The 22,807-nt window shown below is 71.0% G+C and carries 20 protein-coding genes; 8 read left to right on the top strand and 12 right to left on the bottom strand.

Going from position 1 to position 22,807, the window contains the following annotated elements; translation table 11 throughout:
* The first annotated feature begins 93 nt into the window (after window positions 1-93).
* Both OHB13_RS09900 and OHB13_RS09895 read left to right on the top strand, forming a co-directional pair.
* On the top strand, window positions 94-1,377 hold the full coding sequence (locus tag OHB13_RS09900) for a hypothetical protein (RefSeq protein ID WP_328376797.1): 1,284 nt from the start codon (window positions 94-96) through the stop codon (window positions 1,375-1,377).
* 89 nt (window positions 1,378-1,466) lie between these two features.
* Window positions 1,467-2,735 (top strand): MFS transporter, encoded by a 1,269-nt coding sequence (locus OHB13_RS09895; protein WP_328376796.1) that lies wholly within the window; start codon window positions 1,467-1,469, stop codon window positions 2,733-2,735.
* A 33-nt stretch (window positions 2,736-2,768) separates the two neighbouring features.
* On the opposite strand, the gene OHB13_RS09890 is transcribed toward OHB13_RS09895, so the two are convergent.
* The 4 genes from OHB13_RS09890 to OHB13_RS09875 all read right to left on the bottom strand — a co-directional run bounded on the left by OHB13_RS09890 (window position 2,769) and on the right by OHB13_RS09875 (window position 6,574).
* A complete protein-coding gene (locus tag OHB13_RS09890) occupies window positions 2,769-4,175 on the bottom strand; it encodes a sensor histidine kinase (protein WP_328376795.1) in 1,407 nt (468 codons plus the stop codon).
* A 78-nt stretch (window positions 4,176-4,253) separates the two neighbouring features.
* Window positions 4,254-5,291: a rod shape-determining protein gene (locus OHB13_RS09885; RefSeq protein ID WP_328376794.1), complete on the bottom strand. Its 1,038-nt coding sequence runs from the start codon at window positions 5,289-5,291 to the stop codon at window positions 4,254-4,256.
* 151 nt (window positions 5,292-5,442) lie between these two features.
* Entirely contained in the window at window positions 5,443-6,018 is a 576-nt protein-coding gene (locus OHB13_RS09880) for a hypothetical protein (protein ID WP_328376793.1), read from the bottom strand.
* A 124-nt stretch (window positions 6,019-6,142) separates the two neighbouring features.
* Window positions 6,143-6,574 (bottom strand): MarR family winged helix-turn-helix transcriptional regulator, encoded by a 432-nt coding sequence (locus OHB13_RS09875; protein WP_266857373.1) that lies wholly within the window; start codon window positions 6,572-6,574, stop codon window positions 6,143-6,145.
* A gap of 108 nt (window positions 6,575-6,682) precedes the next feature.
* Here OHB13_RS09875 and OHB13_RS09870 point away from each other — a divergent pair, with 108 nt between their 5' ends.
* From OHB13_RS09870 to OHB13_RS09855, 4 genes are all read left to right on the top strand, one after another.
* Window positions 6,683-7,702, top strand: coding sequence for an NADP-dependent oxidoreductase (locus OHB13_RS09870; protein WP_266857375.1), 1,020 nt, complete (start codon window positions 6,683-6,685; stop codon window positions 7,700-7,702).
* 64 nt (window positions 7,703-7,766) lie between these two features.
* Entirely contained in the window at window positions 7,767-8,195 is a 429-nt protein-coding gene (locus tag OHB13_RS09865; protein WP_266857377.1) for an organic hydroperoxide resistance protein, read from the top strand.
* A gap of 282 nt (window positions 8,196-8,477) precedes the next feature.
* Window positions 8,478-9,248 (top strand): IclR family transcriptional regulator, encoded by a 771-nt coding sequence (locus tag OHB13_RS09860; RefSeq protein WP_328376792.1) that lies wholly within the window; start codon window positions 8,478-8,480, stop codon window positions 9,246-9,248.
* On the top strand, window positions 9,245-10,093 hold the full coding sequence (locus tag OHB13_RS09855) for an SMP-30/gluconolactonase/LRE family protein (protein WP_328376791.1): 849 nt from the start codon (window positions 9,245-9,247) through the stop codon (window positions 10,091-10,093). The genes OHB13_RS09860 and OHB13_RS09855 overlap by 4 nt, the downstream gene beginning before the upstream one ends.
* Window positions 10,094-10,109: 16 nt before the next feature.
* Here the strand turns inward: OHB13_RS09855 and mmsB are convergent, their stop codons facing one another.
* The 6 genes from mmsB to OHB13_RS09825 all read right to left on the bottom strand — a co-directional run bounded on the left by mmsB (window position 10,110) and on the right by OHB13_RS09825 (window position 17,430).
* On the bottom strand, window positions 10,110-11,345 hold the full coding sequence (mmsB, locus tag OHB13_RS09850; RefSeq protein WP_328376790.1) for a multiple monosaccharide ABC transporter permease: 1,236 nt from the start codon (window positions 11,343-11,345) through the stop codon (window positions 10,110-10,112).
* Between the two features lie 5 nt (window positions 11,346-11,350).
* Window positions 11,351-12,871, bottom strand: coding sequence for a multiple monosaccharide ABC transporter ATP-binding protein (gene mmsA / locus OHB13_RS09845; protein WP_443062992.1), 1,521 nt, complete (start codon window positions 12,869-12,871; stop codon window positions 11,351-11,353).
* A gap of 86 nt (window positions 12,872-12,957) precedes the next feature.
* Window positions 12,958-14,073 carry a multiple monosaccharide ABC transporter substrate-binding protein gene (chvE, locus tag OHB13_RS09840; protein ID WP_405750850.1) on the bottom strand — a complete coding sequence of 372 codons (1,116 nt, stop codon included), beginning with the start codon at window positions 14,071-14,073 and terminating at the stop codon, window positions 12,958-12,960.
* Window positions 14,073-15,119 (bottom strand): hypothetical protein, encoded by a 1,047-nt coding sequence (locus OHB13_RS09835; RefSeq protein ID WP_266857382.1) that lies wholly within the window; start codon window positions 15,117-15,119, stop codon window positions 14,073-14,075. The genes chvE and OHB13_RS09835 overlap by 1 nt, the downstream gene beginning before the upstream one ends.
* A gap of 137 nt (window positions 15,120-15,256) precedes the next feature.
* On the bottom strand, window positions 15,257-16,276 hold the full coding sequence (locus tag OHB13_RS09830; protein WP_328376788.1) for a zinc-dependent alcohol dehydrogenase: 1,020 nt from the start codon (window positions 16,274-16,276) through the stop codon (window positions 15,257-15,259).
* Window positions 16,273-17,430: a mandelate racemase/muconate lactonizing enzyme family protein gene (locus OHB13_RS09825; protein WP_266857385.1), complete on the bottom strand. Its 1,158-nt coding sequence runs from the start codon at window positions 17,428-17,430 to the stop codon at window positions 16,273-16,275. Before OHB13_RS09825 ends, OHB13_RS09830 begins: the two co-directional genes overlap by 4 nt.
* Window positions 17,431-17,607: 177 nt before the next feature.
* Between OHB13_RS09825 and OHB13_RS09820 the strand changes: the two genes are divergently transcribed.
* Window positions 17,608-18,501: an EI24 domain-containing protein gene (locus OHB13_RS09820; protein ID WP_328376787.1), complete on the top strand. Its 894-nt coding sequence runs from the start codon at window positions 17,608-17,610 to the stop codon at window positions 18,499-18,501.
* A 24-nt stretch (window positions 18,502-18,525) separates the two neighbouring features.
* Here the strand turns inward: OHB13_RS09820 and OHB13_RS09815 are convergent, their stop codons facing one another.
* On the bottom strand, window positions 18,526-19,101 hold the full coding sequence (locus OHB13_RS09815; RefSeq protein WP_266857389.1) for a TetR/AcrR family transcriptional regulator: 576 nt from the start codon (window positions 19,099-19,101) through the stop codon (window positions 18,526-18,528).
* A 228-nt stretch (window positions 19,102-19,329) separates the two neighbouring features.
* On the opposite strand from OHB13_RS09815, the gene OHB13_RS09810 reads away from it, so the two are divergent.
* Window positions 19,330-21,783: a glycoside hydrolase family 3 protein gene (locus OHB13_RS09810; protein ID WP_328376786.1), complete on the top strand. Its 2,454-nt coding sequence runs from the start codon at window positions 19,330-19,332 to the stop codon at window positions 21,781-21,783.
* A gap of 45 nt (window positions 21,784-21,828) precedes the next feature.
* Here OHB13_RS09810 and OHB13_RS09805 read toward each other — a convergent pair whose 3' ends face one another.
* The gene (locus OHB13_RS09805) at window positions 21,829-22,803 is read right to left on the bottom strand and encodes an aldose epimerase family protein (RefSeq protein ID WP_328376785.1); all 975 of its coding nucleotides are present in this window, start codon (window positions 22,801-22,803) and stop codon (window positions 21,829-21,831) included.
* Window positions 22,804-22,807: the final 4 nt, after the last annotated feature.

Here is a 22,807-nt window from a genome sequence, read left to right as displayed (position 1 = left end):
GATCACCAGGAGGAACACGCAGTGCATCGCATACCCGCAGCGACGGTCCGCAACGGCCGTCGACCCGGCCGTCGTTCCCGCCCTCGAATCCGGTTGGCAGCCGCACTTGTCGCCGCCGTCGGCCTGTCCACCCTCGGATGCACCTCGTCCGGCACATCGCCCGGCGCCTCGTCCAGCACATTGTCCGGTGGTACGCCGTCACACCCGTCCCCCACTGCGGACAGCGGCATCCGGCCGCTGACGGACCCCGGGTCGAAGGACCCCGGTGTCTATTACTCCGACCCCTATCCCATCCACCGCGCCGCGCGGTATCGCGGTACCGGCAGCCAGTACTTCTCCGGCACCACCAAGTCGCTTCTCGACTGTCCGGCCGGGACCGCCGCCCACTGCACGGCGGGGGAGAAGGTCAAGGTCACCGCGGGGCCCGCCCTGATCCAGGCCGCGAAACGGTACGGATCCCGGACGACGGTCGTCGACAACTGCAACATCTACCAGTCGGATTCAGGCACTTGGAACATGGCGGCGACCATGTACGTGAAGAACCCGGCCCACCCCCATGCCGCCCCGTGGACCGTGGTGGTCCACGCGCACGCTCCGCACGCGTCACCGTCCACCGTTCCGGCGAAGTGGGTCGCCGACGCCCTGCTGGCCGGGTCCTTCAAGCATCCCGAGAAGGCCAACTACGACGGGAAGTACTTCGAGGACGGCGGCAAGCTGTATCTCATCTACAGCAAGATGCTCACCGCGTCGCCCGTCGAGGACGGGATCGTGGCGCAGGAGATGGCGTCCCCCTCCCGCCCCGCGAAATCCGGCCCGGCACTGCTCCTCGGGCCGCAGAACGCGGACGGCGGCTACAACTCGGAATACTTCTTCGGCCTCCACCAGCCCAAGAAGTTCAAGCTGATCGAGACGGGCAACATCACCAGGATCGACGGGAAGTACGTGATGGCCTACTCGACCGGTGCGTTCAACGAGCGCGACTACAAATCGGGGCTGGCGTGGTCCGACACCCTGATACCGCCCCACGGCTCCTCGTACCGAAGGATCCTCCGCAAGGACACGGCCGGAGTGTGGGGGAAGCCGGGTGGCACGGAGGTGGACTATCTCCTGCAATCCCAGGAGAAGGCGTGGCCGCACTACGCGGCGGACCGTGTCGTCGCACCGGGCGTGCCCTCCGTCGTCGACAACGGAGGGAAGTGGAATCTCTACTTCGCCGGATACCTGCCGACGGACGCCCCGGTCCTGCCCGACGGCCATTTCGATGCGAGCCACCGACGCCCGTACGTCATGCCGCTGAAGGTGGACATTCCGGGCAGCGCCAGCGTGCGCAAGGCGTCCGACGCGGAGCTGGCCCGCTGGGTGACGGAGGCTCCCTGACCTGCCGGCAGCCGGCGCCGGCCGGGCCCCGCCCGTCCCCCCGCCCGACCAGGAGCGGGGGGCGAAGGCGCGGCCGGTTAGCATCCCCTGTGACCCCGATACCCGCACCCAAGGAGACGCCGATACGTCGGCGCATACTCGCCGACCTCACCCCGCTGCGCACATCCCCCGACTTCCGGCGGCTCTGGTTCGGCAACACCGTCTCCTGGGTCGGGCAGGGCATGACCGCCCTGGCGATCTCGCTCCAGGTCTACGACCTCACCCGCTCCAGCTTCTCCGTCGGCCTCGTCGGCCTCTTCTCACTGGTGCCGCTGGTCGCGTTCGGCCTGTACGGCGGGGCCGTCGCCGACACCCTCGACCGCCGCAAACTCGGGCTCTACAGCGCGCTCGGGTCCGCCGTCCTCTCGGTCGGGCTCTCGTCGGCCGCGTTCACCGGCTTCCACCATGTCTGGTTCCTGTACGGCATCGTGGCCCTCCAGTCCGTCTGCGCCGCGCTCAACGCCCCGGCCAGATCCGCGATGATCCCCCGGCTGCTGCCCGGCGACCAACTGCCCGCGGCCAACGCCCTGTCCTCGATGACCAGTACCTTCGGGACGCTGATCGGACCGATGCTCGGCGGCCTCATCGTCGGCTTCTGGGGCTACCAGGCCGCGTATCTGATCGACGCCGTCTCCTTCGTCGCAGCCCTGTACGCGATGTGGCGGCTGCCCTCGATGCTCCCCGACCGGGCCGCCGGGTCGAAGAACCGCGCCTCGGTCCTGGACGGGCTGCGCTTCCTGGCCACCCGCCCCAACCTCCGGATGACGTTCTTCTCCGACTTCTGCGCCATGATCCTGGCCCAGCCGCGAGCGCTGTTCCCCGCGGTGGCCATCCTCTGGTACGGAGGCGACGCCCGCACCACGGGGCTGCTGGTCGCGGCGCCCGCAGTGGGCGCGCTGCTCGGCGGGGTCTTCTCCGGCTGGCTCGGCGGCATCCACCGGCACGGCCTCGCGATCGTGCTGGCGGTCGCCGGATGGGGGCTCGCCATCGCGGTGTTCGGCCTCACCAGGAACCTCTGGCTCGGCCTGGTCTTCCTCGCGCTGGCGGGTGCGGCGGACACCGTGTCCATGGTCTTCCGCAACACGATGATGCAGGTCGCGGCGCCCGACGAGATGCGCGGCAGGCTCCAGGGGGTCTTCATCGTGGTCGTGGCGGGCGGCCCGCGCCTGGGCGACTTCCTCGCGGGCTCGGCGGGCGACCTGGCCACCCCGACCGCGGCCGTGGTCGGCGGCGGCCTCGCCTGCGTCGTCGCGGTCACCCTGCTCGGCCTGACCCGGCGCGGCTTCCTCCGCTACGACGCACGGTCACCGGTCCCGTAGGCCCTGTCGCCCGGATCAGAGGGGGGCGGCCCGCTACGGCGCCTCCCACACCACCGTGTTCCCGTCCTCGCCCTCCGGTGTCCCGTCGTGCGTGACGGTCAGCCGTACCGGGTCCTCCCGCGCGTCGACCACCACCGCGACCTGTGAGACGTCCGGCAGCCGGTGCGCGCGGGCGAGGGCCCGGCGCAGGGTGGCCAGCAGGTCCTCGCCGTCCTGCTCCGTGATCCGCGAGTCGACCGGGCCGAGGAAGTGCACCGACGGGGCGAAGCCCAGCAGCACCCGTGCGCCGTCCGTCTCCCGCAGCACCTGGCCGCGCAGCGTCGACGGTGCGTCGGCGGGCGGCTGCTGGAGGGCGAAGATCGCGGTGCGGACGTCCTGGATGGTCGAGTCGAGTTCGTCGACCGCCCGGCCGATCAGCTCACCGAGCTCGGTGCCCGCCGCCCGCCGCCGGGTCGACTCCAGCATCATCTCGGTCGCGAAGAGCCGCTGGACGACGAGGTCGTGCAGATCGCGGGCGATCCGGTCGCGGTCCTCGTACACCGCGAGCCGCTCGCTGTTCTGCCGGGCATCGGCCAGTACGAGCGCGAGCGCGGCCTGCGAGGCGAACTGCAGGGCCAGCGTCCGGTCCGCCGCGTTGTAGGGGCGGCCGCTGCGCCGCCTGGGCAGCGCGAGCGTGCCGATCAGCTTGCCGCCGCTCTGCAGCGGCAGCATCATGCTCGGCCCGAAACGGGCCCGTACGTGGGTGGTCATCCGGGGATCGGTCGAGGAGTCCTCGATGTACACCGGGTCCCCGCTGAGCAGCTGGACCAGGACGGGGGAGCCCGGTGCGATCGTGGCGCCGATGAGGTCGCCCGGGTCCTCGAAGGTGGAGGCGGCGACGATCTCCATGCCGCCGCTGCCGGTCGGCAGGAGCACCACACCGGCGACCGCGTCGGCGAGGCTCCTGGCCTGTTCGGCGACCGTGGTCAGCGCGTCGGTCGCGCTCTCGCCGGTGAGCAGCGCGTTGGTGACGGCCGCCGCCCCCTTGATCCAGCGCTCCCGGAGCCTGGCCGTCTCGTACAGCCGGGCGTTGCCGATCGCGATGCCCGCCTGCGCGGCGAGCACCCGCAGCAGGGCCTCGTCGTCCCGGTCGAAGCTGCCCTCGCGCTTGTCCGCCAGATGGAGCGTGCCGAAGACCTGCTGGTGGACCCGGACGGGGAGCCGCAGCAGACCGGGGGTGTCGTCCGGGAGGCCGATCAGCGCGTCGCCGTCGGAGCCCGTCGCGAACAGGTCGCTGAGGCGGTCGCGCTCGGGGTCGACCACCCCGAGCGCTCCGCGCCGCGCGCCCGTCAGCCGGGTCGCCGAGTCCACGATGTGCTGGAGCGTGCCGCGCAGTTCGAGATCCGTACCGATGCTCAGCACCGCTTCGAGGAGCAGCGGCAGCCGCGTGTCACCGGTCATCGTGGTCCCCCCGGTCCGGATCGTCGCAGCCCCGCGGTGCCGCCTGGCCGTTCCCGTGGCCCGCCCGTGAGCGGGCCGTCAGCTGTTCAGCGGGGCCAGCGTCATGGGCGCGATCTTTCCCTCCAGCATGGCGCCGAGTCCGAGTACCGAGCAGACGTCGGGCCGCTCGGCGATGTGCACCGGCATCCCCGTCGCCTTGCGCAGCATCTGTTCCAGACCGGGGAGCAGGGCGCTCCCGCCGACCATCATGATGCCGCGGTCCGACAGATCGGCGACCAGATCCGGCGGGCAGTCGCGCAGCACCCGGCCGATACCGTCGAGTACGGCGGTCAGCGGGGTGTGGATGGCCTCCCGTACGGCCGCGGTGTCGACCCGGACCGAACGGGCCAGACCGGTGGCCACGTCCCTGCCGTGGATCTCGGTGAACTCGGGCCCGTCCAGGGACAGCCCGTTGCCGCTGAGCGCGACTTGCAGCGGCCGTACGGACTGGCTCGGCAGCAGCAGCTCGTGGTGCTGGCGCAGGTGCTGCACGACGGCCCGGTCGATGGCCTCGCCGCCGACCGGGATCCGCTCGGCTGTCACGATCGAGCCGAGCGAGAGGACGGCGATCTGCGTGGTCGCCGCGCCGCAGACCATGATCATGGTGGCGGTCGGCTGCTCGACGGGGAGCCCGCAGCCGACGGCGGCAGCGATGAGGGTGTCGACCAGCTCGACCCTCCGGGCGCCGAGACCGATCAGGGTCTCGACCGTGGCGCGCTGCGCCAGCGGGTCGGACTCGTGCGGGGTGCACGCGGCGGCGCGCAGCATCGGGGTGCGGCGCAGCCTGCGCCGCAGCTTGTCGCCGAGCAGGTGTGCCAGCATCCGCCGGGCCAGGTCGATGTCGACGACGGTGCCGCCGGATACGGGGCGCGCGACCCGGATGTAGCCGGGGGTACGGCCGGTCATCTGCTCGGCGAAGGTGCCGACGGCGATGAGCGCGTCCGTGCGGCTGTTCACCGCGACGACGCTCGGCTCGTCCACGACGAGACCCATGCCCTTGACGAACACCCGGGTCCGAGCGGCCCCGAGGTCGACGGCTACCTGGCAACGGCGCAACTGATCAAGACTGACGGTCACGGCACAATCTCCCGAGAAACGCTGAGGCGGAGCACCGGCGGCAGCCGGTCCTCATCGCATCGTGCGACGGCCGCAACCGCTGCGCGCGCTGGGCTGAGCCGCCCGGGTGATTGCCTGCCCCCGGGGGAGGCCCTCGCCGGAAAGCAAGCTCCTAGGGCCTGTCGGCGGGCTGTACGTCCTGGAGCAGTCCCCAGGTGAATTCGGCGACGGCGGGGTGTCCGCCGGGCAGCGTGAGGGCGAGCCGCCAGCGGGTCGGCGCGGTGCCCTCCATCGGGCGTGCGGGGGCGAAGGCGCGGGCCGCCTCGTCCACCGTGCACGACCAGGGCCGCAGGTCGTCCGCCGTGTGCAGGGGCGGTGCGGCGGCGCCGGGGGCGCGGACCAGCCACTCGTTCCACACCGCGCCGCCGGGCCCGGTCAGCACCTCGAACCGCAGTCCCGGCCAGAGCGGCACCGGCCACTGGAGGGCGTCGCACACCAGGTCGCCGATCTTTCTGCGGGCGGTGGCGGAGGGCACCCCGAGCACCGAGCGGTAGCGCTGCGCGGCTCCGCGGGACCGGGGCGAGCGGACCATCGCCTGCCAGCGCCGGTTCGCCTCGCGCATCTCGGCGAGCGTGACGCCCAGCTCGCGCCGGGCGTCCTCGACGAGGCCCGGCTGATGGTCGGCCATCCGGCGCAGCAGTACCAGCTGGAAGTCGAGCGGTCCGAACGGGCTCCCTGATCGCGGCATACACCCATCCTGCCCGTACGGCACGCGCACCCGGCCCCGCGGGGGCGGACGGCTCCGGGCCCACGTCGGTACGGCTCCTGAAGAAGGCCCCGGTATCCGGACGGCTCCCGACGCTACGAGGCCCCTACTCCTCCGTACGTCCCAGCATCCGCTTCAGCAGGTCCCGCAGTACGGTCCGCTCCCCGGCCGACAGCTCGCCCAGTGGCTCACGCGCGAAGTCCATCGTGGCGCGCAGCTCCCGGGAGGTCCGCCGGCCCGCATCGGTGGCGGCGGCGAGTTTGATCCGGCGGTCGGCGGGGTCGGGGCGGCGCTCGGCCAGGCCGCGGGCTTCGAGACGGTCGACGATCCCCGTGACGTTCGACGGCTCGCACTTGAGATGCCCGGCGAGACGGCGCATGGGCATCGCCTCGATGGACAGCAGTCCCAGTACCCGCGCCTGGGCCCCCGTGAGCGAGTGCACGGCGGCCGCCTCGTCGTACTCCTGGTGGTACCGGGCGACGACGTCACCGATCAGCTCGACGACTTCCAGGGTCAGCGGGTCTGTACGAGTGGCCATGCTCCCCATCGTACCCACATGCTTGACAATCTAAAATATCCAGGAGCATGGTTGTTTCAGGCAGTACATATTTCATGGCATGAAGCTTTGCTCAGGAGGCTGTAACCGATGTCCGCACTCCCCACGACCGGCCGCGAATGGCACCTCACCGCCCGTCCGAACGGCTGGCCCACCCCGGCGGACTTCGCGCTGCGCGAGGTCCCGGTGTCCGAGCCCGCCGAGGGCCGGATCCTGGTCCGCAACCTCTACTTCTCGGTCGACCCGTACATGCGCGGCAGGATGAACGACGTGAAGTCGTACACACCGCCCTTCCAGCTCGACAAGCCGATGGAGGGCGGCGCGGTCGGCGAGGTCATCGCGTCGAACGCCGAGGGCTTCGCGGTGGGCGACCATGTCCTGCACTTCCTCGGCTGGCGTGAGTACGCGCAGGTGCCCGCCCAGCACGCCACCAAGGTGGACCCCTCGGCCGCCCCGCTCTCCGCCTATCTCGGCGTGCTCGGCATGACGGGCCTCACCGCCTACGCCGGTCTCTTCGACGTCGCCTCCTTCAAGGAGGGCGATACGGTCTTCGTCTCCGGCGCCGCGGGTGCCGTCGGCAACCAGGTCGGCCAGATGGCCAGGATCAAGGGCGCCGCACGCGTCATCGGCTCGGCGGGCTCCGACGAGAAGGTCAGGCACCTCGTCGACGACCTCGGCTTCGACGCGGCGTTCAACTACAAGAACGGCCCCGTGGCGGAGCAGCTGCGTGAGGCCGCCCCCGACGGCATCGACGTGTACTTCGACAACGTGGGCGGCGAGCACCTCGAAGCGGCCATCACCTCGTTCAACGTGCACGGCCGCGCCACGATCTGCGGAATGATCTCGCAGTACAACAGCACCGAGGCCACCCCGGCCCCGCGCAACCTCGCACTGGTCATCGGCAAGCGGCTGCGCCTCCAGGGCATGCTCGTCGGCGACCACGCCGCGCTCCAGCCCCAGTTCGTCAAGGACGTCGCCGGCTGGATCGCCTCGGGGGAGCTGAAGTACCAGGAAACGGTCGTCGAAGGCGTCGAGCAGGGCGTCGAGGCGTTTCTCGGTCTGCTCCGCGGTGAGAACACCGGGAAGATGATCGTCGCCGTCAACCAGTAGTCTCGACCCCAGGCCGCCGCGGTCGTGGGCGCGAGACGCGGCGTACACAACAGAAGGAACTCGCATGGCAATCCAGAAGATCGACGTCGCGTACACCGCTGTCGCCACCGCCGAGAACGGCCGTGACGGCCGGGTCGCCTCCAACGACGGCAACCTCGACGTCGTCGTCAACCCGCCGAAGGAGATGGGTGGAAGCGGCGCGGGCACCAACCCGGAGCAGCTCTTCGCCGCCGGCTACAGCGCCTGCTTCCAGGGTGCGCTCGGTGTCGTCGCCCGCCAGGAGAAGGCCGACATCTCCGGCTCGACCGTGACCGCGGCCGTCTCCATCGGCAAGACCGAGCAGGGCGGCTTCGGCCTGGAGGTCACCATCACGGCCGCCATCCCGAACGTCGACGCCGCCACCGCGCAGTCGCTGATCGAGAAGGCGCACCAGGTGTGCCCGTACTCGAACGCCACCCGCGGCAACATCAAGGTCGACCTGGCCGTCGCCTGATCATGACCGGCTGATCCCGGCTCCGGCCGGGACCAGGAAGGGCCGCAACCGCTCCGGCGGGACGCATCACCAGCGTTCCGCTCCAGCGGGGGCGGCCCTTTGTCCGTGTATCAGGGGGTTGCGTCGTCATTCTTCCCTGGGGTACCGCCTTCCTGCCGCCGCCACCGCAGTTGCAGCCATTGCCCGCCGAACTGCGCTGTGCGTACCGTGTGTTCGTGATTCCGGCCATCGGCCGGAGTTTCGAACGCTGGAGCAACGAACAGAAGGGTTGGGTGGACCACCATGGGACGACTGGTCCCGGCGGTGACCAGGGCGCTGGACATCCTTGAGCTCTTCCTCGAAGGGGACGGTTCGCTCTCCGCGCCCGATGTGACCCGCAGGCTTCAGCTGCCGCGCACCACGGTGCACGAACTGCTCACCACCCTCGCGGCGCGTGCCTATCTGGTGCCGGTACCCGAGCAGCCCGGCCACTACCGGCTCGGCGTACGGACGTACCAGCTCGGCAGCCGGTACGCGGAACAGCTCGATCTCGCGGCCGAGGGGCAGCGGGTCGCCCGCGCGGTCGCCGAGACCTGCGACGAGACCGTCCATGTCGCCATCCTGGAGGACACCGACGTCATCTACATCGCGAAGGTCGACTCCACCCACGCGGTCCGGATGGTCTCGGCCGCCGGGCGGCGGCTTCCCGCGCACTGCACGTCCGTCGGCAAGATGCTGCTCGCCTCGCTGCCCGACGCCGAGCTGACCGCGCGGATATCCGGGCGGGAACTCGCCGCGATGACGCCGGACAGCGTGACCGACCCCGCCGCCCTGCGGGAGGCGCTCGCCGTCGTCGGAGAGCGCGGTGTCGCGTCCGAACACCGGGAGTCCAATCCGGATGTGAGCTGTGTGGCGGCTCCGGTGCGCGACGGATCGGGGCGGGTGGTCGCCGCACTCTCCATCTCGGTCCCGATGATCCGCTGGAGCGAGGAGCGCGAGAGCGAGCTGGAACAGCTGGCGCTGGACGGCGCGGCGGAACTCTCCACCCGGCTCGGCCACCGGGGGCGGGCGTGAACCGTCCGGACGTGGCGGTACGGGAGCGGGCCGCGCTCGGCGAGGGCCCCACCTGGGACCCGGCGGCCGGCCGGCTGATCTGGGTGGACATTCTCTCCGCGCGCGTCCACACCTACGACCCGGCGACCGGCCGCCGCACGGTCCAGGTCACCGAACAGCACGTCGGCGCCGCGAAGCCGCGCGCCGGCGGCGGTCTTGTGGTCAACCTCCGGGACGGCGTGGGGCTCTACGCGCCCGGGGGCGGCGCCTTCTCCTGGCTGGTGCACGACCCGGTGCCGGGGAGACGGGCCAACGACGCGGCGGTAGCCCCCGACGGCGCACTCTGGGCCGGGACCATGCGGTACGCGGAAGACGACCCCGGTGGCGGCACACTGAGCCGGATCGCCCCGGACGGCGCCGTCTCCGGCACCCTGGCCGTCGGCGTCTCCAACGGCACCGGCTGGAGCCCGGACGGCTCGCTCATGTACTACGTCGACACGCCCACCCGCCGCATCGACGTCTTCGACTTCGACGGCGAACTGCCCCACAACCGCAGGGTGTTCGCCACCGTCGAGCCCGGCGCCGGTTTCCCGGACGGGCTCACCGTCGACGCGGACGGCTGTGTCTGGGTGGCGCTCTGGGACGGCGCGGCCGTCCGCCGCTACACCCCGGCCGGCGCCCTGGACCGTACCGTCGCCCTGGCCGTACAGCGCCCCACCGCCTGTGCGTTCGGCGGCCGGGAGCTGCGCGACCTCTACATCAGCACGGCCCGCGGCGGACTCACCGCCCCGCACCCGCTCTCCGGCTCACTGCTGGTCGTCCCGGGTGCGGGCCAGGGCCTGCCGCAGCCGCCCTTCGCGGGCTGAGCTGCGGGTAAAGGGGTTACGAACCGACCCGGCGCTTGTTGTAGACATCGAAGCCGACCGCGGCCAGCAGCACCAGGCCCTTGATGACCTGCTGGTAGTCGCTGCCGATGCCCACAAGAGACATGCCGTTGTTGAGCACGCCGAGCACCAGACCGCCGATGACCGCACCGAGAACCGTGCCGACACCGCCGCTCATCGAGGCACCACCGATGAACGACGCGGCGATGGCCTCCAGTTCGAAGTTGATGCCGGCGTTGGGGGTGCCCGCGTTGAGGCGGGCCGCGAAGACGATGCCCGCCAGTGCCGCCAGCAGGCCCATGTTCACGAAGACCAGGAAGGTCACCCGCTTGTCCTTGACGCCGGACAGTTTGGCCGCGGGGCGGTTGCCGCCGAGCGCGTACACATGTCGCCCGATGACCGCGTTGCGCATCACGAAGCCGAGGCCGATGAGCAGGCCGCCCAGCACCAGCAGCACCACCGGCACACCGCGGTAGCTCGCCAGGGTCATGGTGAAGGCCACCACGGCGGCGACCATCGCCACGCACTTGGTGACGAAGAGTCCGCGCGGGAGGATGTCGAGTCCGTACGCCTTCTCACGGCGACGCGAGCGCAGCTCCTGCACCAGCACGACCGCGATCAGCACAAGTCCCAGCAGGAGCGTGAGGTTGTGGTAGTTCGTGTCCGGTCCCACCGCGGGCAGATAGCCGGTGGCGATCTTCTGGAACCCCTCGGGAAACGGGCTGAGCGACTGCGAGCCGAGCAGGATCTGGGTCGCGCCCCGGAAGATCAGCATCCCGGCGAGCGTGACGATGAAGGACGGTATCCCCACGTACGCGATCCAGAAGCCCTGCCAGGCCCCCGCGACCACGCCGATGAGAAGGGCGACGACCAGCGCGAGCACCCAGGGGACCTTGTGCTGGACCATCATCACGGCGCCGGCCGCGGAGACGAACGCCGCCAGGGAGCCGACGGACAGATCGATATGGCCCGCGATGATGACGATCATCATGCCGATGGCCAGCACCAGGATGTAGCTGTTCTGGAGGACGAGGTTGGTGACGTTGTTCGGCTTGAGCAGTACGCCGCCGGTCCAGATCTGGAACAGGACGACGATCAGGCCGAGCGCGATCAGCATCCCGTACTGGCGCATGTTGCGGCGTACGGCGTCCATCAGGAGGGCTCCGGTGGCGGAGCGCGGCGGGTTCGGCGCCGGTGGGGCGCCCTTCGGGGTGTCGGTGGTGACCGGGCCCATGGCGGTTACCTCTTGTCCGTGGTCATGTGGCGCATCAGCACTTCCTGGTCCGCTTCCGCCCGCGCGACCTCACCGGTGAGCCGGCCGGCCGCCATCGTGTAGATGCGGTCGCACATGCCCAGCAGTTCGGGGAGTTCGGACGAGATGAAGATGACGGCTCTGCCTTCGGCGGCGAGCTGGTCGATGACGGTGTAGATCTCGTACTTGGCACCGACGTCGATACCGCGCGTCGGCTCGTCGAGGATGAGCACATCAGGACCCGCGAAGATCCACTTGCTCAGGACGACCTTCTGCTGGTTCCCGCCGGACAACCGTCCGACCTGCTCGAAGACGGTCGGAGCCTTGATGTTCATGGACCTGCGGTACGACTCGGCGACCCGGGTCTCCCGGTGCTCGTCGACCACACCGTGGCGGGAGACCTTCGGCAGCGCGCCCATGGTGATGTTGCGGCTGATGGTGTCGATGAGATTGAGCCCGTACTGCTTGCGGTCCTCGGTGACATAGGCGATGCCGTGCCGGACCGCCTCGGGCACGGTCCTGGTACGGATCTCCTTGCCGTCCTTCAGCACGGTCCCGCTGATGCCGCGCCCGTACGACCGCCCGAAGAGGCTCATCGCCAGCTCGGTGCGGCCCGCGCCCATCAGTCCGGCGATGCCGACGATCTCACCCCTGCGCACCTGAAGCGATACGTCGTCGACCACCTTGCGCTGCTGGTCGATGGGGTGGTGCGCGGTCCAACCCCGCACTTCGAGCGCCGGGTGCGCGCCCGGATCGCCCGCGTAGGGGGTGCGCTCGGGGAAGCGGTGGTCGAGGTCGCGGCCGACCATGCCCCGGATGATGCGGTCCTCGGTCATCTCCGGGGCCTTCACATCGAGGGTCTCGATGGTGCGGCCGTCCCGGATGATGGTGACGGAGTCGGCGACCGCGGAGATCTCGTTGAGTTTGTGCGAGATGATGATCGAGGTGATGCCCTGGCTCTTCAACTCCAGTATGAGCCGCAGGAGTTGCGCCGAGTCCTCGTCGTTCAGTGCGGCGGTCGGCTCGTCCAGGATGAGGAGTTCCACCTCTTTGGAGAGCGCCTTGGCGATCTCCACGAGCTGCTGCTTGCCGACCCCGATGTCCGCCACCCGGGTCTGCGGATGCTCATGGAGACCGACCCGCCGCAGCAGCTCCGCCGCGTGTTTCAGCGTCTCGTTCCAGCTGATGACACCGCGGGTGGCGTGCTCGTTGCCCAGGAAGATGTTCTCGGCGATCGAGAGATACGGGATGAGCGCCAGCTCCTGGTGGATGATGACGATGCCTCGCGCCTCGCTGGCCCTGATGTCCTTGAAGGCGCAGCCCTCGCCGCGGAAGAGGATGTCCCCCTCGTAACTCCCGTGCGGATGAACCCCGCTGAGGACCTTCATCAGGGTCGACTTGCCCGCGCCGTTCTCGCCGCAGATGGCGTGCACCTCGCCCTCGGCGACGGTCAGTGAGACGTCGGAGAGGGCTCGGACGCCGGGAAACGTCTTGACGATCGAGCGCATCTCCAGCACCGGGGTGTGTGTCCCGGCCACCACTGCGCCGTTCCCGGGCACCGCTGTGCCTGGCCCGGGCACCTGCCTGCCGCCGGTCACTTCAGATCACTCGCCTTGATGTACCCCGAATCCACCAGCTCGGCGCGGTAGTTGGACCTGTCGACGCTCACCGGCTTGAGGAGGTAGGCAGGGACGACCTTCTTCCCGTTGTTGTAGGTGGTGACGTCGTTCACCTGCGGCTTCTTCTTGTTGAGCATGGCGTCGGCCATCTGCACGGCCTGTTTGGCGAGCGCCCTGGTGTCCTTGTAGACGGTCTGGGTCTGCTGGCCCGCGATGATCGACTTCACCGATGCCACCTCGGCGTCCGACCCGGTGACCACCGGGTACGGCTTGGCGGGTGTCCCGTATCCGTCCGACTTCAGCGAGGACAGGACGCCGATGGATATCCCGTCGTACGGCGAGAGGACCGCGTCGACCCGTGCGGACGAGTACGACTTGGTGAGCAGGTCGTCCATCCGCTTCTGGGCGGTGGCACCGTCCCAGCGCAGGGTGGTCAGCTGGTCGAGCCTGGTCTGTCCGCTCCGCACGACGAGTTGCTTCTTGTCGATGAACGGCTTGAGGGTCTTCATCGAGCCGTCGAAGAAGTAGCGGGTGTTGTTGTCGTCGGGCGAGCCGGCGAACAGCTCGATGTTGAAGGGGCCCTTCTTGCCGTTCCTGAGGCCCAGTTTGTCGATGAGGTAGTTGGCCTGGAGCACGCCCACCTTCTCGTTGTCGAAGGAGGCGTAGTAGTCGACGTTCGGGGTGCCGAGGATCAGCCGGTCGTAGGAGATCACCCTGATGTGCTGGTCGGCGGCCTGCTGGAGGACGTCGGTGAGCGCCTTGCCGTCGATGGCCGCGATCACCAGCACGTCCGCACCCTTGGTGATCATGTTCTCGATCTGTGACACCTGGTGGTCGACGTCGTCCTCGCCGTACTGGAGATCCGTCTTGTAGCCCAGGGCCTTGAACTGCTTGACCATGTTGCTGCCGTCGGCGATCCAGCGCTCGGAGGACTTGGTGGGCATGGCGATACCGATGGTGGAGCCCTTGCCGCCGCTCTTGGTCTCCTTGCTGCCGCCGTCGCTGCTCTGCCCGCAGGCGGTGAGAGCGAGGGCCAGGGATCCGGCGACGAGGGTGAACGCGGCACGGCGGGTGTGGCGCATGGCGGTCATCAGTCCTTCTCGGGGGAGGGATTCGCGGGGGAGGGGTGCTTGGCGGAGGGGTTCTCGGGGGCGGGCGCGGCGGCCGGTGGCGACGGGACCGTGAAGCGGCTGAGGGGCCCCGGCAGTCGCGAGCCGAGCGGCGACATACCGCCGTCGGCGCCGTGCCTGGCGAGCAGATCGAGGGCGAGCCTGCCGCGCCTGACCCGCTCACGGGCGGTGTTGAGGGTGTGGTCGCGCAGCTGGGCGCCGTACGGGTAGATACCGGGTGACTTCGACAGGCCGAACTTCAGATAGATCGGGGCGCCGCGCCGGATCAGCTCGGCCGCCTCGTACATCCGGACGTAGCCGCCCAGGTCGTCGGGTGCCTCGATGTAGAGGTCCATCGGGGCGGCGCAGACCCGCCGGATCTCGGTGAAGTGGGCCAGGGTGAGGTCGGACGGGATGTTGACGGAGTCGGCGCCCAACTGCTCGAACACCGCGTACGAAGCAGGGTTCACCGGGCCGATCAGCGCCGAGACCTTGAAGGTGGTGTCGGCGGGGAGCACACCCGCGGTACGGAGCCTGTGCAGCGACCAGAGCACTCCCTCGTCGGCGACGAGCAGGCATTTCACGCCCAGTTCGGTGGCGCGCACGGCGTCTTCGAGCGACCCGGCGACGGCGTCGTGGCCCCGGGCCCGGAGCCCGGCGCCGCCCGACTCCGTCCGGGTGGCGGCGCCGATGTCCCAGGTGCCGCGCGGCCCGGTGAACAGACACAGCTCGACGGAGCGCTCCGCGCAGGCGGCCACCATCTCGCCGATCTCGGAGTCCGTGAGCATCCAGACGCCGCTGCCCTGGCTGATGCGGTGGACCGGAACACCCAGCCTGGCGGACTCGTCGAGTACGACACCGAGCGCCTCCGGGCCCTCGACGGACGGGACTTCGGTGCGCCAGGAGCCGCCGTCGGGGAAGCGGCGCGGTGAGGCGTCGGCCGGATCGGCCGCGGGTGCGGCGAGGCCGAGCGCGGTGAGCGCCCGTTCGCCGGGGCGGCGGGGGACAGGGGCTGATACGTCGGTCACAGGCGGGTTCCTCGCATACTGGGGGCCGGGTCCGATGGGGGTGGGCACCGGCAGAGTTGGTTCGATATACCGAACGTCGTTCGGATTGCTGGGCGTGGGAAGACCGGGCAGGGTCCGCTGCCGCGGACCGGCTCGGCTCATGGGCGCAGCAGCACCTTCCCGGTCTCCGGGCCGCCGCCTCCGACGAGTGCGACGGCTTCGGCGTACCGTTCCAGCGGGAATTCATGGGTGATCAGCGGCCCCGGATCGAGGATCCCCGCGGTGAACGCCCGTACGGCGAAGGACCAGGCGGCGGACGGCGCGCCGAAGACGCTCCGCACGGTGAGCTGGCTGACCGCCAGATGCACCGGGTCGATTCCGGTGGCGCCCGGGGCGAACATCCCGGTGAGTACCACCCGGCCGCCGCGCCGCGCGAGGAGACAGGAGTCGGCGGCGGTGGTGGGCGCCCCCGCGGTCTCCACCACCAGGTCGTAACTGCCGCGCACGGACACCGATTCGGCCGGGGTGCACACCTCGCTCGCTCCGAGATCCGCTGCCTGGCTGGCCCGTCCGGTGCGCGGGTCGATGACGGTGAGTACGGCGGGGGAGGCCGCGGCGATGAGCTGTACGGCGAGCAGTCCGAGGGTGCCGGCGCCGACGACGGCGATCCGTTCGCCGGGCTCGGGCCGCCCGGCCCGTACCGCAGCGGCCACCACGGCGGCCGGTTCGAGCAGCGCTGCGGCGCGCAGGTCCGCACCGTCCGCGAGCGGATGCAACAGCCGGGCGGGGACGAGGAGATGGTCGGCGAACGCCCCGGGGCAGGTGAAGCCGGTCTCCTCGTACCCGGCGCCGCAGAGCGAGGTCTCGCCGGCCCGGCAGCGTTCGCACGTCCCGCACGCCCGGAAGCCCTCGGCCACCGCGGGGCGCCCGGTGAGGGCGGGGTCCACCCCTTCGCCCACGGCGTCGACGGTCCCCGACCACTCATGGCCTGGCGTGACCGGGTAGCGGACATGGGCCGGGTCGCGCCGGCCGTCGTACACCTCGCGGTCGCTCATGCAGATCCCGGCGGCCGCCACCTGGATCCGGACCTCGCCCGGCCCGGGTTCCGGCCGGTCGCCGCTCACCAGCCGGACCACACCCGGGGCGTCGACCACGACGGCACGGCTGCCGCCGCTCATCCGGCAGCCCCGGGCGAGCGCTTCTCCCAGCCGTCGGCCCACAGGTCGAACCTGGCCTGCTGCTGCGGGAATTCGGCGGCCGCGTCCACATCCAGCTCGACACCCAGGCCGGGCGCGTCCGGCAGTTCGAAGTAGCCGTCCACGACCTGTGGCGCTCCTTTCACGACCGCCTTGATGCCGGCGTCCGCGAAGTCGTTGAAGTGTTCGAGGATCTTGAAGTTCGGTGTGCAGCCCGCCACTTGGAGCGTCGCCGCGGTCAGCACCGAGCCGCCCACGTTGTGCGGGGCGACCAGCACGTAGTGCGTCTCGGCCGTCGCGGCGAGCTTGCGGGTCTCCAGGATCCCGCCGATGTGGCCGACGTCCGGCTGGATGATGTCCGCCGCCTGCGAGGCGAAGAGTTCCCGGAACTCGGTCCGGTCGTGGATGCGTTCGCCGGTCGCGACGGGGATGTCCACCTTCGCCGCGACCTTCTCCAGCGCTCTGAGGTTCTCCGGCGGGACCGGTTCCTCCAGCCACGCGGGCCTGAACGGCGCGAGATCACGGGCGAGCCGGACCGCGGTGGACGGGGAGAACCGCCCGTGCATCTCCAGCATCAGCTCCGTCTCCGGGCCGATCGCGTCCCGCACCGCCTCGATCAGCGACACCGAGTAGTTCGTCTGCGCCTGGTCCAGCTCGTAGTGCCCGGTCCCGAACGGGTCGATCTTCAGGGCGCGGTAGCCCCGCTCCACCACCCCGAGGGCGGCCTCGTGGTAGGCCTCGGGGGTGCGCTCGGTGGTGTACCAGCCGTTCGCGTACGCCTTCACCCGGTCGGTGACCCGGCCGCCGAGCAACTGCCAGACGGGGACGCCCAGCGCCTTGCCCTTGATGTCCCAGCAGGCCATCTCGACGACGGCGATACCGGACATGACGATCTCGCCCGCCCGCCCGTAGTCGCCGTACTTCATCCGCCGGACCAGGTCTTCGAGCGCGAAGGGGTCCGAGCCCTCGATGTGATTGGCCGCCGCCTCCCGCAGATAGCCGACGAGCGCGTCGGTGCGCCCGAGCATCCTGGTCTCGCCGACACCGGTGAGGCCCTCGTCGGTGTGGACCTGCACATAGGTGAGGTTGCGCCAGGGAGTCCCGACGACATGGGTGCTGATTCCGGTGATGCGCACGGCAGTTGCCCCCGACGTGTTCGATATTTCGTCACTCGTTCGAAATCCTGGCGTGACCGTAATGGTGTGACGCGCGCAACGTCAATGGGCCTGCGCCAACAGGTCGGTTCCGGCCTGCCGGAGCGGGGCCGGGCGCTGGGGGACCCGGCCGCCGCGGCCCCCGATAGGCTGCGGCGCATGGGTGATCTCGGGGCGGGTTTCGGATATCTGGTGAAGGGCCAGCGCTGGGTCGGCGGGCGCGGCAGGCAGTACGGATTCGGGCTGCTGCCGGGGCTGATCACGCTCGTCCTGTATGCGGCCGCGCTGGTCGCGCTCGCGTTCTGGGCGGATGACGCCGTCGCCTGGGCGACACCGTTCGCCGACACCTGGAGCACGCCCTGGCCGGCACTCCTCCGGGGCTTTCTGACCGTACTGCTCTGGGCGCTGGCCCTGCTGCTCGCCGTCGTCTCGTTCACGGCCGTGACCCTGCTGGTCGGCCAGCCCTTCTACGAGGCGCTCTCCGAGCGGGTCGACACGTCGGAGGGTGCCGATGTCCCCGGATCCGGCCTCCCGCTCTGGCGCGAACTGTGGATCTCCGCGCGCGACAGCGTCCGCATCCTGGTGCGGGTGGCGTTCTACGGCCTCCTGCTCTTCGCCGCGGGTTTCCTCCCGGTGGTCGGCCAGACCGTCGTCCCGGCGATCGGCTTCTGTGTCTCCGGCTTCTTCCTGGCCGAGGAGCTGACGGCGGTGGCGCTGCAACGCCGCGGTATGGAGTTCCGGGAGCGGCTGGCCCTGCTGAAGAGCCGCCGCCTGCTCACCCTCGGCTTCGGGGTCCCGCTGACGCTCTGCTTCCTGGTGCCGCTGGTCGCGGTCTTCCTCATGCCGGGCGCGGTGGCGGGGGCGACGCTGATGGCACGCGATCTGACGGGGGAGACGGCGCCGGAGCCGGATGCCGTTCGGGAGCCCGATGCCGTGCCGGAGCCGGACGCCGGCGGTGCGGTCGGGTCGGGAGGTGCGCCCGGCGGTGCGGTCGGGCCGGGAGGTGCGCCCGCGCCCGCCACGCCCCCGCACGCCCCTTCCCGTACCTGGTAGCGCCGGGCAGCGGCCCGCGCGGCGTCACTCGGCCGCACCACCGCCGAGCAGCGTCGTGAAGGCCCGGAAGGCGGTGGGCATGTCCACCGATTCCGGGTCGAGCAGCCACTGGTACTGCAGGCCGTCCATCACCGCCACCAGCAGCGGTGCCACTTCCTCCGGTGTCAGCCCGCCCGGCAGCCGGTCCCCGAACTCGCCGCGCAGGGTGGCCGCCATCGACCCCCGCACCTGCACATAGCGGCGGGTGAAGAACTCCCGCGCCGGATGCCCGTCCGTGACGCTCTCGCCCAGCAGTGCGGCGAAGGTCTGCACGATCCCCGGCCGCATCGCGTTGTACTCCACCAGCGAGCCGAGCAGTTCGAGCGGCCAGGCCTCGGCGGAGCGCGCCGAAGCGCCCGGATCCCAGCGGTCGCGCGCTTCCAGTACGGCGACGAGCAGCGCGTCCTTGCTCGGGAAGTAGTGCAGCAGCCCCTGCTGGGTGAGGCCCACGCGCTCGGCGACCGCCCCCAGGGTCGTGCCCCGGTAGCCGCGCTCCGCGATGACCTCAAGGGCCGCACGGAGGATCTCCGCCCGGCGCCCCTCGCCTCTGGCGCTCCCCATCACCGGCTCCTTTCCCCGTACGCGTTCTCCGAGGACCGTACGACATCGCACATCACGAAGAGATAACGAAACCTACCGATCTACCGGTACGAGCGTCAGGATGGACACATCACGCGCCGGCCCGCGGTACTTCAGCACTCCAGCACCTCAGAGCTTCAGGGCTCAGCACGGCAGGGCCCCGGCGCTCCAGGGCTTCGGTACTTCACCACTCAACGCGGAGGTACGACGGTGGCAGCCACCCCCATCAACGACGCGGACCAGGTCCGCGAAGCCGCGGTCGAGGCCGCGCTCGGTGCGCTCGATCTCGACACCAAGGCCCGGCTGCTCTCCGGGCAGGACTTCTGGTCCCTCCCGGCGCTCCCGGAGATCGGACTGCGGTCCCTCGTCATGTCGGACGGCCCGATCGGGGTCCGCGGTGTGCGCTGGACCGCCGACGACCCGTCCATCGCCCTGCCGTCGCCGACCGCCCTCGCCGCCACCTGGGACCCCGAACTCGCCCGCAGGGCCGGGGTGCTCCTCGCCCAGGAAGCGCGGCGCAAGGGGGTGCACGTCCTGCTCGCGCCGACCGTCAACCTGCACCGTTCGCCGCTCGGCGGGCGGCACTTCGAGTGCTACTCCGAAGACCCGTACCTCACCGGCGAGATCGGCACCGGTTACGTCCGCGGCGTGCAGAGCGGCGGTGTCGGCACCACCGTCAAGCACTTCGTCGGCAACGACGCGGAGACCGACCGCTTCACCGTCGACAACCTCATCGCCCCGCGCCCGCTGCGCGAGCTGTACCTGGCGCCGTTCGAGGCCATCGTCAGGAACGCCCACCCCTGGGGCATCATGACCGCCTACAACAGGGTCAACGGCACGACGATGACCGAGCACCGCTACCTCGTCAACGAAGTCCTGCGCGGTGAATGGCACTTCGACGGGTTCAACGTCTCGGACTGGACGGCCGCGCGTTCCACCGCGGGCGACATCCTCGGCGGCCTCGACGTCGCGATGCCGGGCCCTGTCACCCCGTACGGCGAGCCACTGGCCGCCGCCGTCCGGGCCGGCGAGGTCCCCGCGAGCGCGGTCGACGGCGCGGTACGGAACGTCCTGCGGCTCGCCGCCCGGGTCGGCATCCTCGACGGCGCGCCGCCGGTCGTCACCGAGCTTCCGCCGGAGACCGACGGGCGTGAGCTGTCCCGCGAGATCGCCCGCCGCGCCTTCGTCCTCGTACGGAACGAGCGCGGCGCGCTGCCGGTCGACGCGTCGAAGACCCGCAAGGTCGCGCTCATCGGCGCCGCCGCCCGCGACGCCCGCATCCTCGGCGGGGGCTCGGCCACCGTCTTCCCGACCCGGGTGGTCTCCCCGCTCGACGGGCTGACGGCCGCGCTCCCCGAAGGCGCTGTCAGTTACGCGCTGGGCGCCGACCCGAGCGGTCAACTGGCCGACGCGGGGCAGGGGTTCGCCCTGCACGCGGTCTGCCGCGACAAGGCGGGCCGGACCATCGGCACCGCGTCGGTGCCCGGCGGACGCATCCAGTGGGTGGGCAGTGACCTGCCCGACGGAGTGACCCACGAGACGCTGCACACCATCGAGGTCAAGGGCACGTTCACGCCCAGGGAGAGCGGCGAGCACACCTTCGGGAGCCGGGGGCTCGGAGGCTTCCGGCTCACCGTGGACGAGCGGGTCCTCTTCGACGGGCACGAGCTGCCGGGCGACGACCCTGATCCGTTCGCCGCGGTCTTCGGCGCCCCCGCCGAGCGCGGCACCGCCACCCTCACCGCCGGTGAACCGGTCACGATCAGCTTCGAGTACACCGTCTTCAAGAGCCCAGGAGCCCGGCTCCAGGCCATCGGCTTCTCCCTCATGCACCGCGACCCGCAGCGCGACCCCGACGAGCTGATCGCCGAGGCCGTGGCCGCCGCACGCGACGCGGACACCGCCGTCGTGGTCGTCGCCACCACCGAACAGGTCGAGTCCGAGGGCTTCGACCGCAAGGACCTCAGGCTCCCCGGCCGCCAGGACGATCTGGTGCACGCCGTGGCGGCCGCCAACCCGAACACGGTCGTGGTCGTCAACGCGGGCTCCCCGGTGGAACTGCCCTGGCGCGAGGACGTGGCAGCGGTGCTGCTCAGCTGGTTCCCGGGCCAGGAGGGCGGCGCGGCGCTCGCCGACGTACTCCTCGGGACGGCGGAGCCGGGCGGGCGCCTGCCCACCACCTGGCCGGCGGCCCTGGAGGACGCCCCGGTCCGCAGGGTCGAACCGGACGGCGGCGAACTCCACTACGAGGAAGGCGTGTTCATCGGATACCGGGCCTGGGACCGGGCCGGTATCACGCCCGCCTACCCCTTCGGCCACGGCCTGGGCTACACGGAGTGGAGCTACGAGTCCCTCCAGGCGACCACCGCGACCGCCACCGTCCGGATCCGCAACACCGGCACCCGCACCGGCCGCGAAACGGTCCAGGTCTACGCGGCCCCGGCCGACCCCGGAACGGACCGGGCCGCCCGGCAGCTGGCCGGTTTCGCGACCGTGGAAGCGGCGCCGGGGGAGACGGTCGAGGTGGCCGTCGCGCTCTCCCCGAGGGCCTTCGAGACCTGGGACGAGACGGCCGACGCCTGGGCGCGCCGCCCCGGAACGTACGAGATCCGGGCCGGCCGCTCCCTCACGGACACCAGGCTGACCGCCACGGCCACGCACTGACGGACGGACGCGCTCCGCCGCACCGGGGGAGCGCCGTACGCCCGCCTACCGCACCGAGAACGCGTACGCCGTCTCGGAAACGAACACGTCGTCCGGCCGGAGCACCGCACCGGGGAACTCCGGCCGGTTCGGCGTGTCGGGGAAGCGCTGGGTCTCCAGCGCGATCCCGGCGCCCGGCCCGAACGGCCCGTCGTCGATGTGGTCACCGGTGTAGAGTTGCAGCCCCGGCTCGCTGGTCGTGATCGCCAGCACCCGCCCGGACGCCGGGTCGGACAGCTCGGCCGCCTCCGGCCCGTCCAGCACGTAGTTGTGGTCGTAGCCGAGGCCCACCTTCCGGGCCTGCCGGAAGTCGAAGCGCGTCCCGGCCACCGGCGCCAGCTCGCCGGTCGGGATCAGCTCCGCGTCCACGGGCGTCACCCGAGAGGCCCCGATCCGCAGTTCGTGCCCGGCCGCGCTGCCGGAGCCCGCACCGGCCAGGTTCCAGTACGAGTGGTTGGTCAGGCTCACCACGGTCGGCGCGTCCGTCGTCGCCTCGTACGAGATCCGCAGCGCACCGCTCTCCGCCAGGCGGTACGTCACGGAGACGGCCAGCCGGCCCGGGAAGCCCTCCTCGCCGTCCGGGCTCACCCGGGAGAGCCGCACCCCGTGATCGGTCGCCTCGGCGTCCCACACCCGCTTGTCGAAGCCCCGGTCGCCGCCGTGCAGGCTGTGGGGCGGATTGTTGCGGGGCAGCCGGTACGTCCGCCCGTCGAGTTCGAAGACGCCGCCCGCGATGCGGTTCGCGTACCGCCCGACCAGCGCCCCGAAGTACGGCCCGGGGGAGGCCAGATATCCGGCCAGGTCCGGGAAGCCCAGCGCCACACCGGCCACCGCGCCCGCCCGGTCGGGCACCTCGGCGGACTGCACGATCCCGCCGTAGGTGAGCACGCGCACCCGAGTACCGCCACGCTCCAGGGTCCACCGGTGGACTGAGGTGCCGTCAGGGAGACGGCCGAAAGGCTCCGGCTGCGCGCTGCTCATGCCC

Source organism: Streptomyces sp. NBC_00440 (genome assembly GCF_036014215.1).
Taxonomy (GTDB): Bacteria; Actinomycetota; Actinomycetes; order Streptomycetales; family Streptomycetaceae; genus Streptomyces.
This window is presented reverse-complemented; position numbering and strand designations above follow the sequence as displayed.

What these genes read in the sequence shown, in the direction of transcription:
- OHB13_RS09830 (WP_328376788.1), bottom strand. Translation starts at nt 16,276, where the DNA reads ATGAGCGGCGGCAGCCGTGCCGTCGTGGTCGACGCCCCGGGTGTGGTC.
- OHB13_RS09820 (WP_328376787.1), top strand. Translation starts at nt 17,608, where the DNA reads ATGGGTGATCTCGGGGCGGGTTTCGGATATCTGGTGAAGGGCCAGCGC.
- OHB13_RS09815 (WP_266857389.1), bottom strand. Translation starts at nt 19,101, where the DNA reads ATGGGGAGCGCCAGAGGCGAGGGGCGCCGGGCGGAGATCCTCCGTGCG.
- OHB13_RS09880 (WP_328376793.1), bottom strand. Translation starts at nt 6,018, where the DNA reads ATGCCGCGATCAGGGAGCCCGTTCGGACCGCTCGACTTCCAGCTGGTA.
- OHB13_RS09890 (WP_328376795.1), bottom strand. Translation starts at nt 4,175, where the DNA reads ATGACCGGTGACACGCGGCTGCCGCTGCTCCTCGAAGCGGTGCTGAGC.
- mmsA (WP_443062992.1), bottom strand. Translation starts at nt 12,871, where the DNA reads ATGCGCTCGATCGTCAAGACGTTTCCCGGCGTCCGAGCCCTCTCCGAC.
- OHB13_RS09875 (WP_266857373.1), bottom strand. Translation starts at nt 6,574, where the DNA reads ATGGCCACTCGTACAGACCCGCTGACCCTGGAAGTCGTCGAGCTGATC.
- chvE (WP_405750850.1), bottom strand. Translation starts at nt 14,073, where the DNA reads ATGACCGCCATGCGCCACACCCGCCGTGCCGCGTTCACCCTCGTCGCC.
- OHB13_RS09865 (WP_266857377.1), top strand. Translation starts at nt 7,767, where the DNA reads ATGGCAATCCAGAAGATCGACGTCGCGTACACCGCTGTCGCCACCGCC.
- OHB13_RS09860 (WP_328376792.1), top strand. Translation starts at nt 8,478, where the DNA reads ATGGGACGACTGGTCCCGGCGGTGACCAGGGCGCTGGACATCCTTGAG.
- OHB13_RS09870 (WP_266857375.1), top strand. Translation starts at nt 6,683, where the DNA reads ATGTCCGCACTCCCCACGACCGGCCGCGAATGGCACCTCACCGCCCGT.
- mmsB (WP_328376790.1), bottom strand. Translation starts at nt 11,345, where the DNA reads ATGGGCCCGGTCACCACCGACACCCCGAAGGGCGCCCCACCGGCGCCG.
- OHB13_RS09805 (WP_328376785.1), bottom strand. Translation starts at nt 22,803, where the DNA reads ATGAGCAGCGCGCAGCCGGAGCCTTTCGGCCGTCTCCCTGACGGCACC.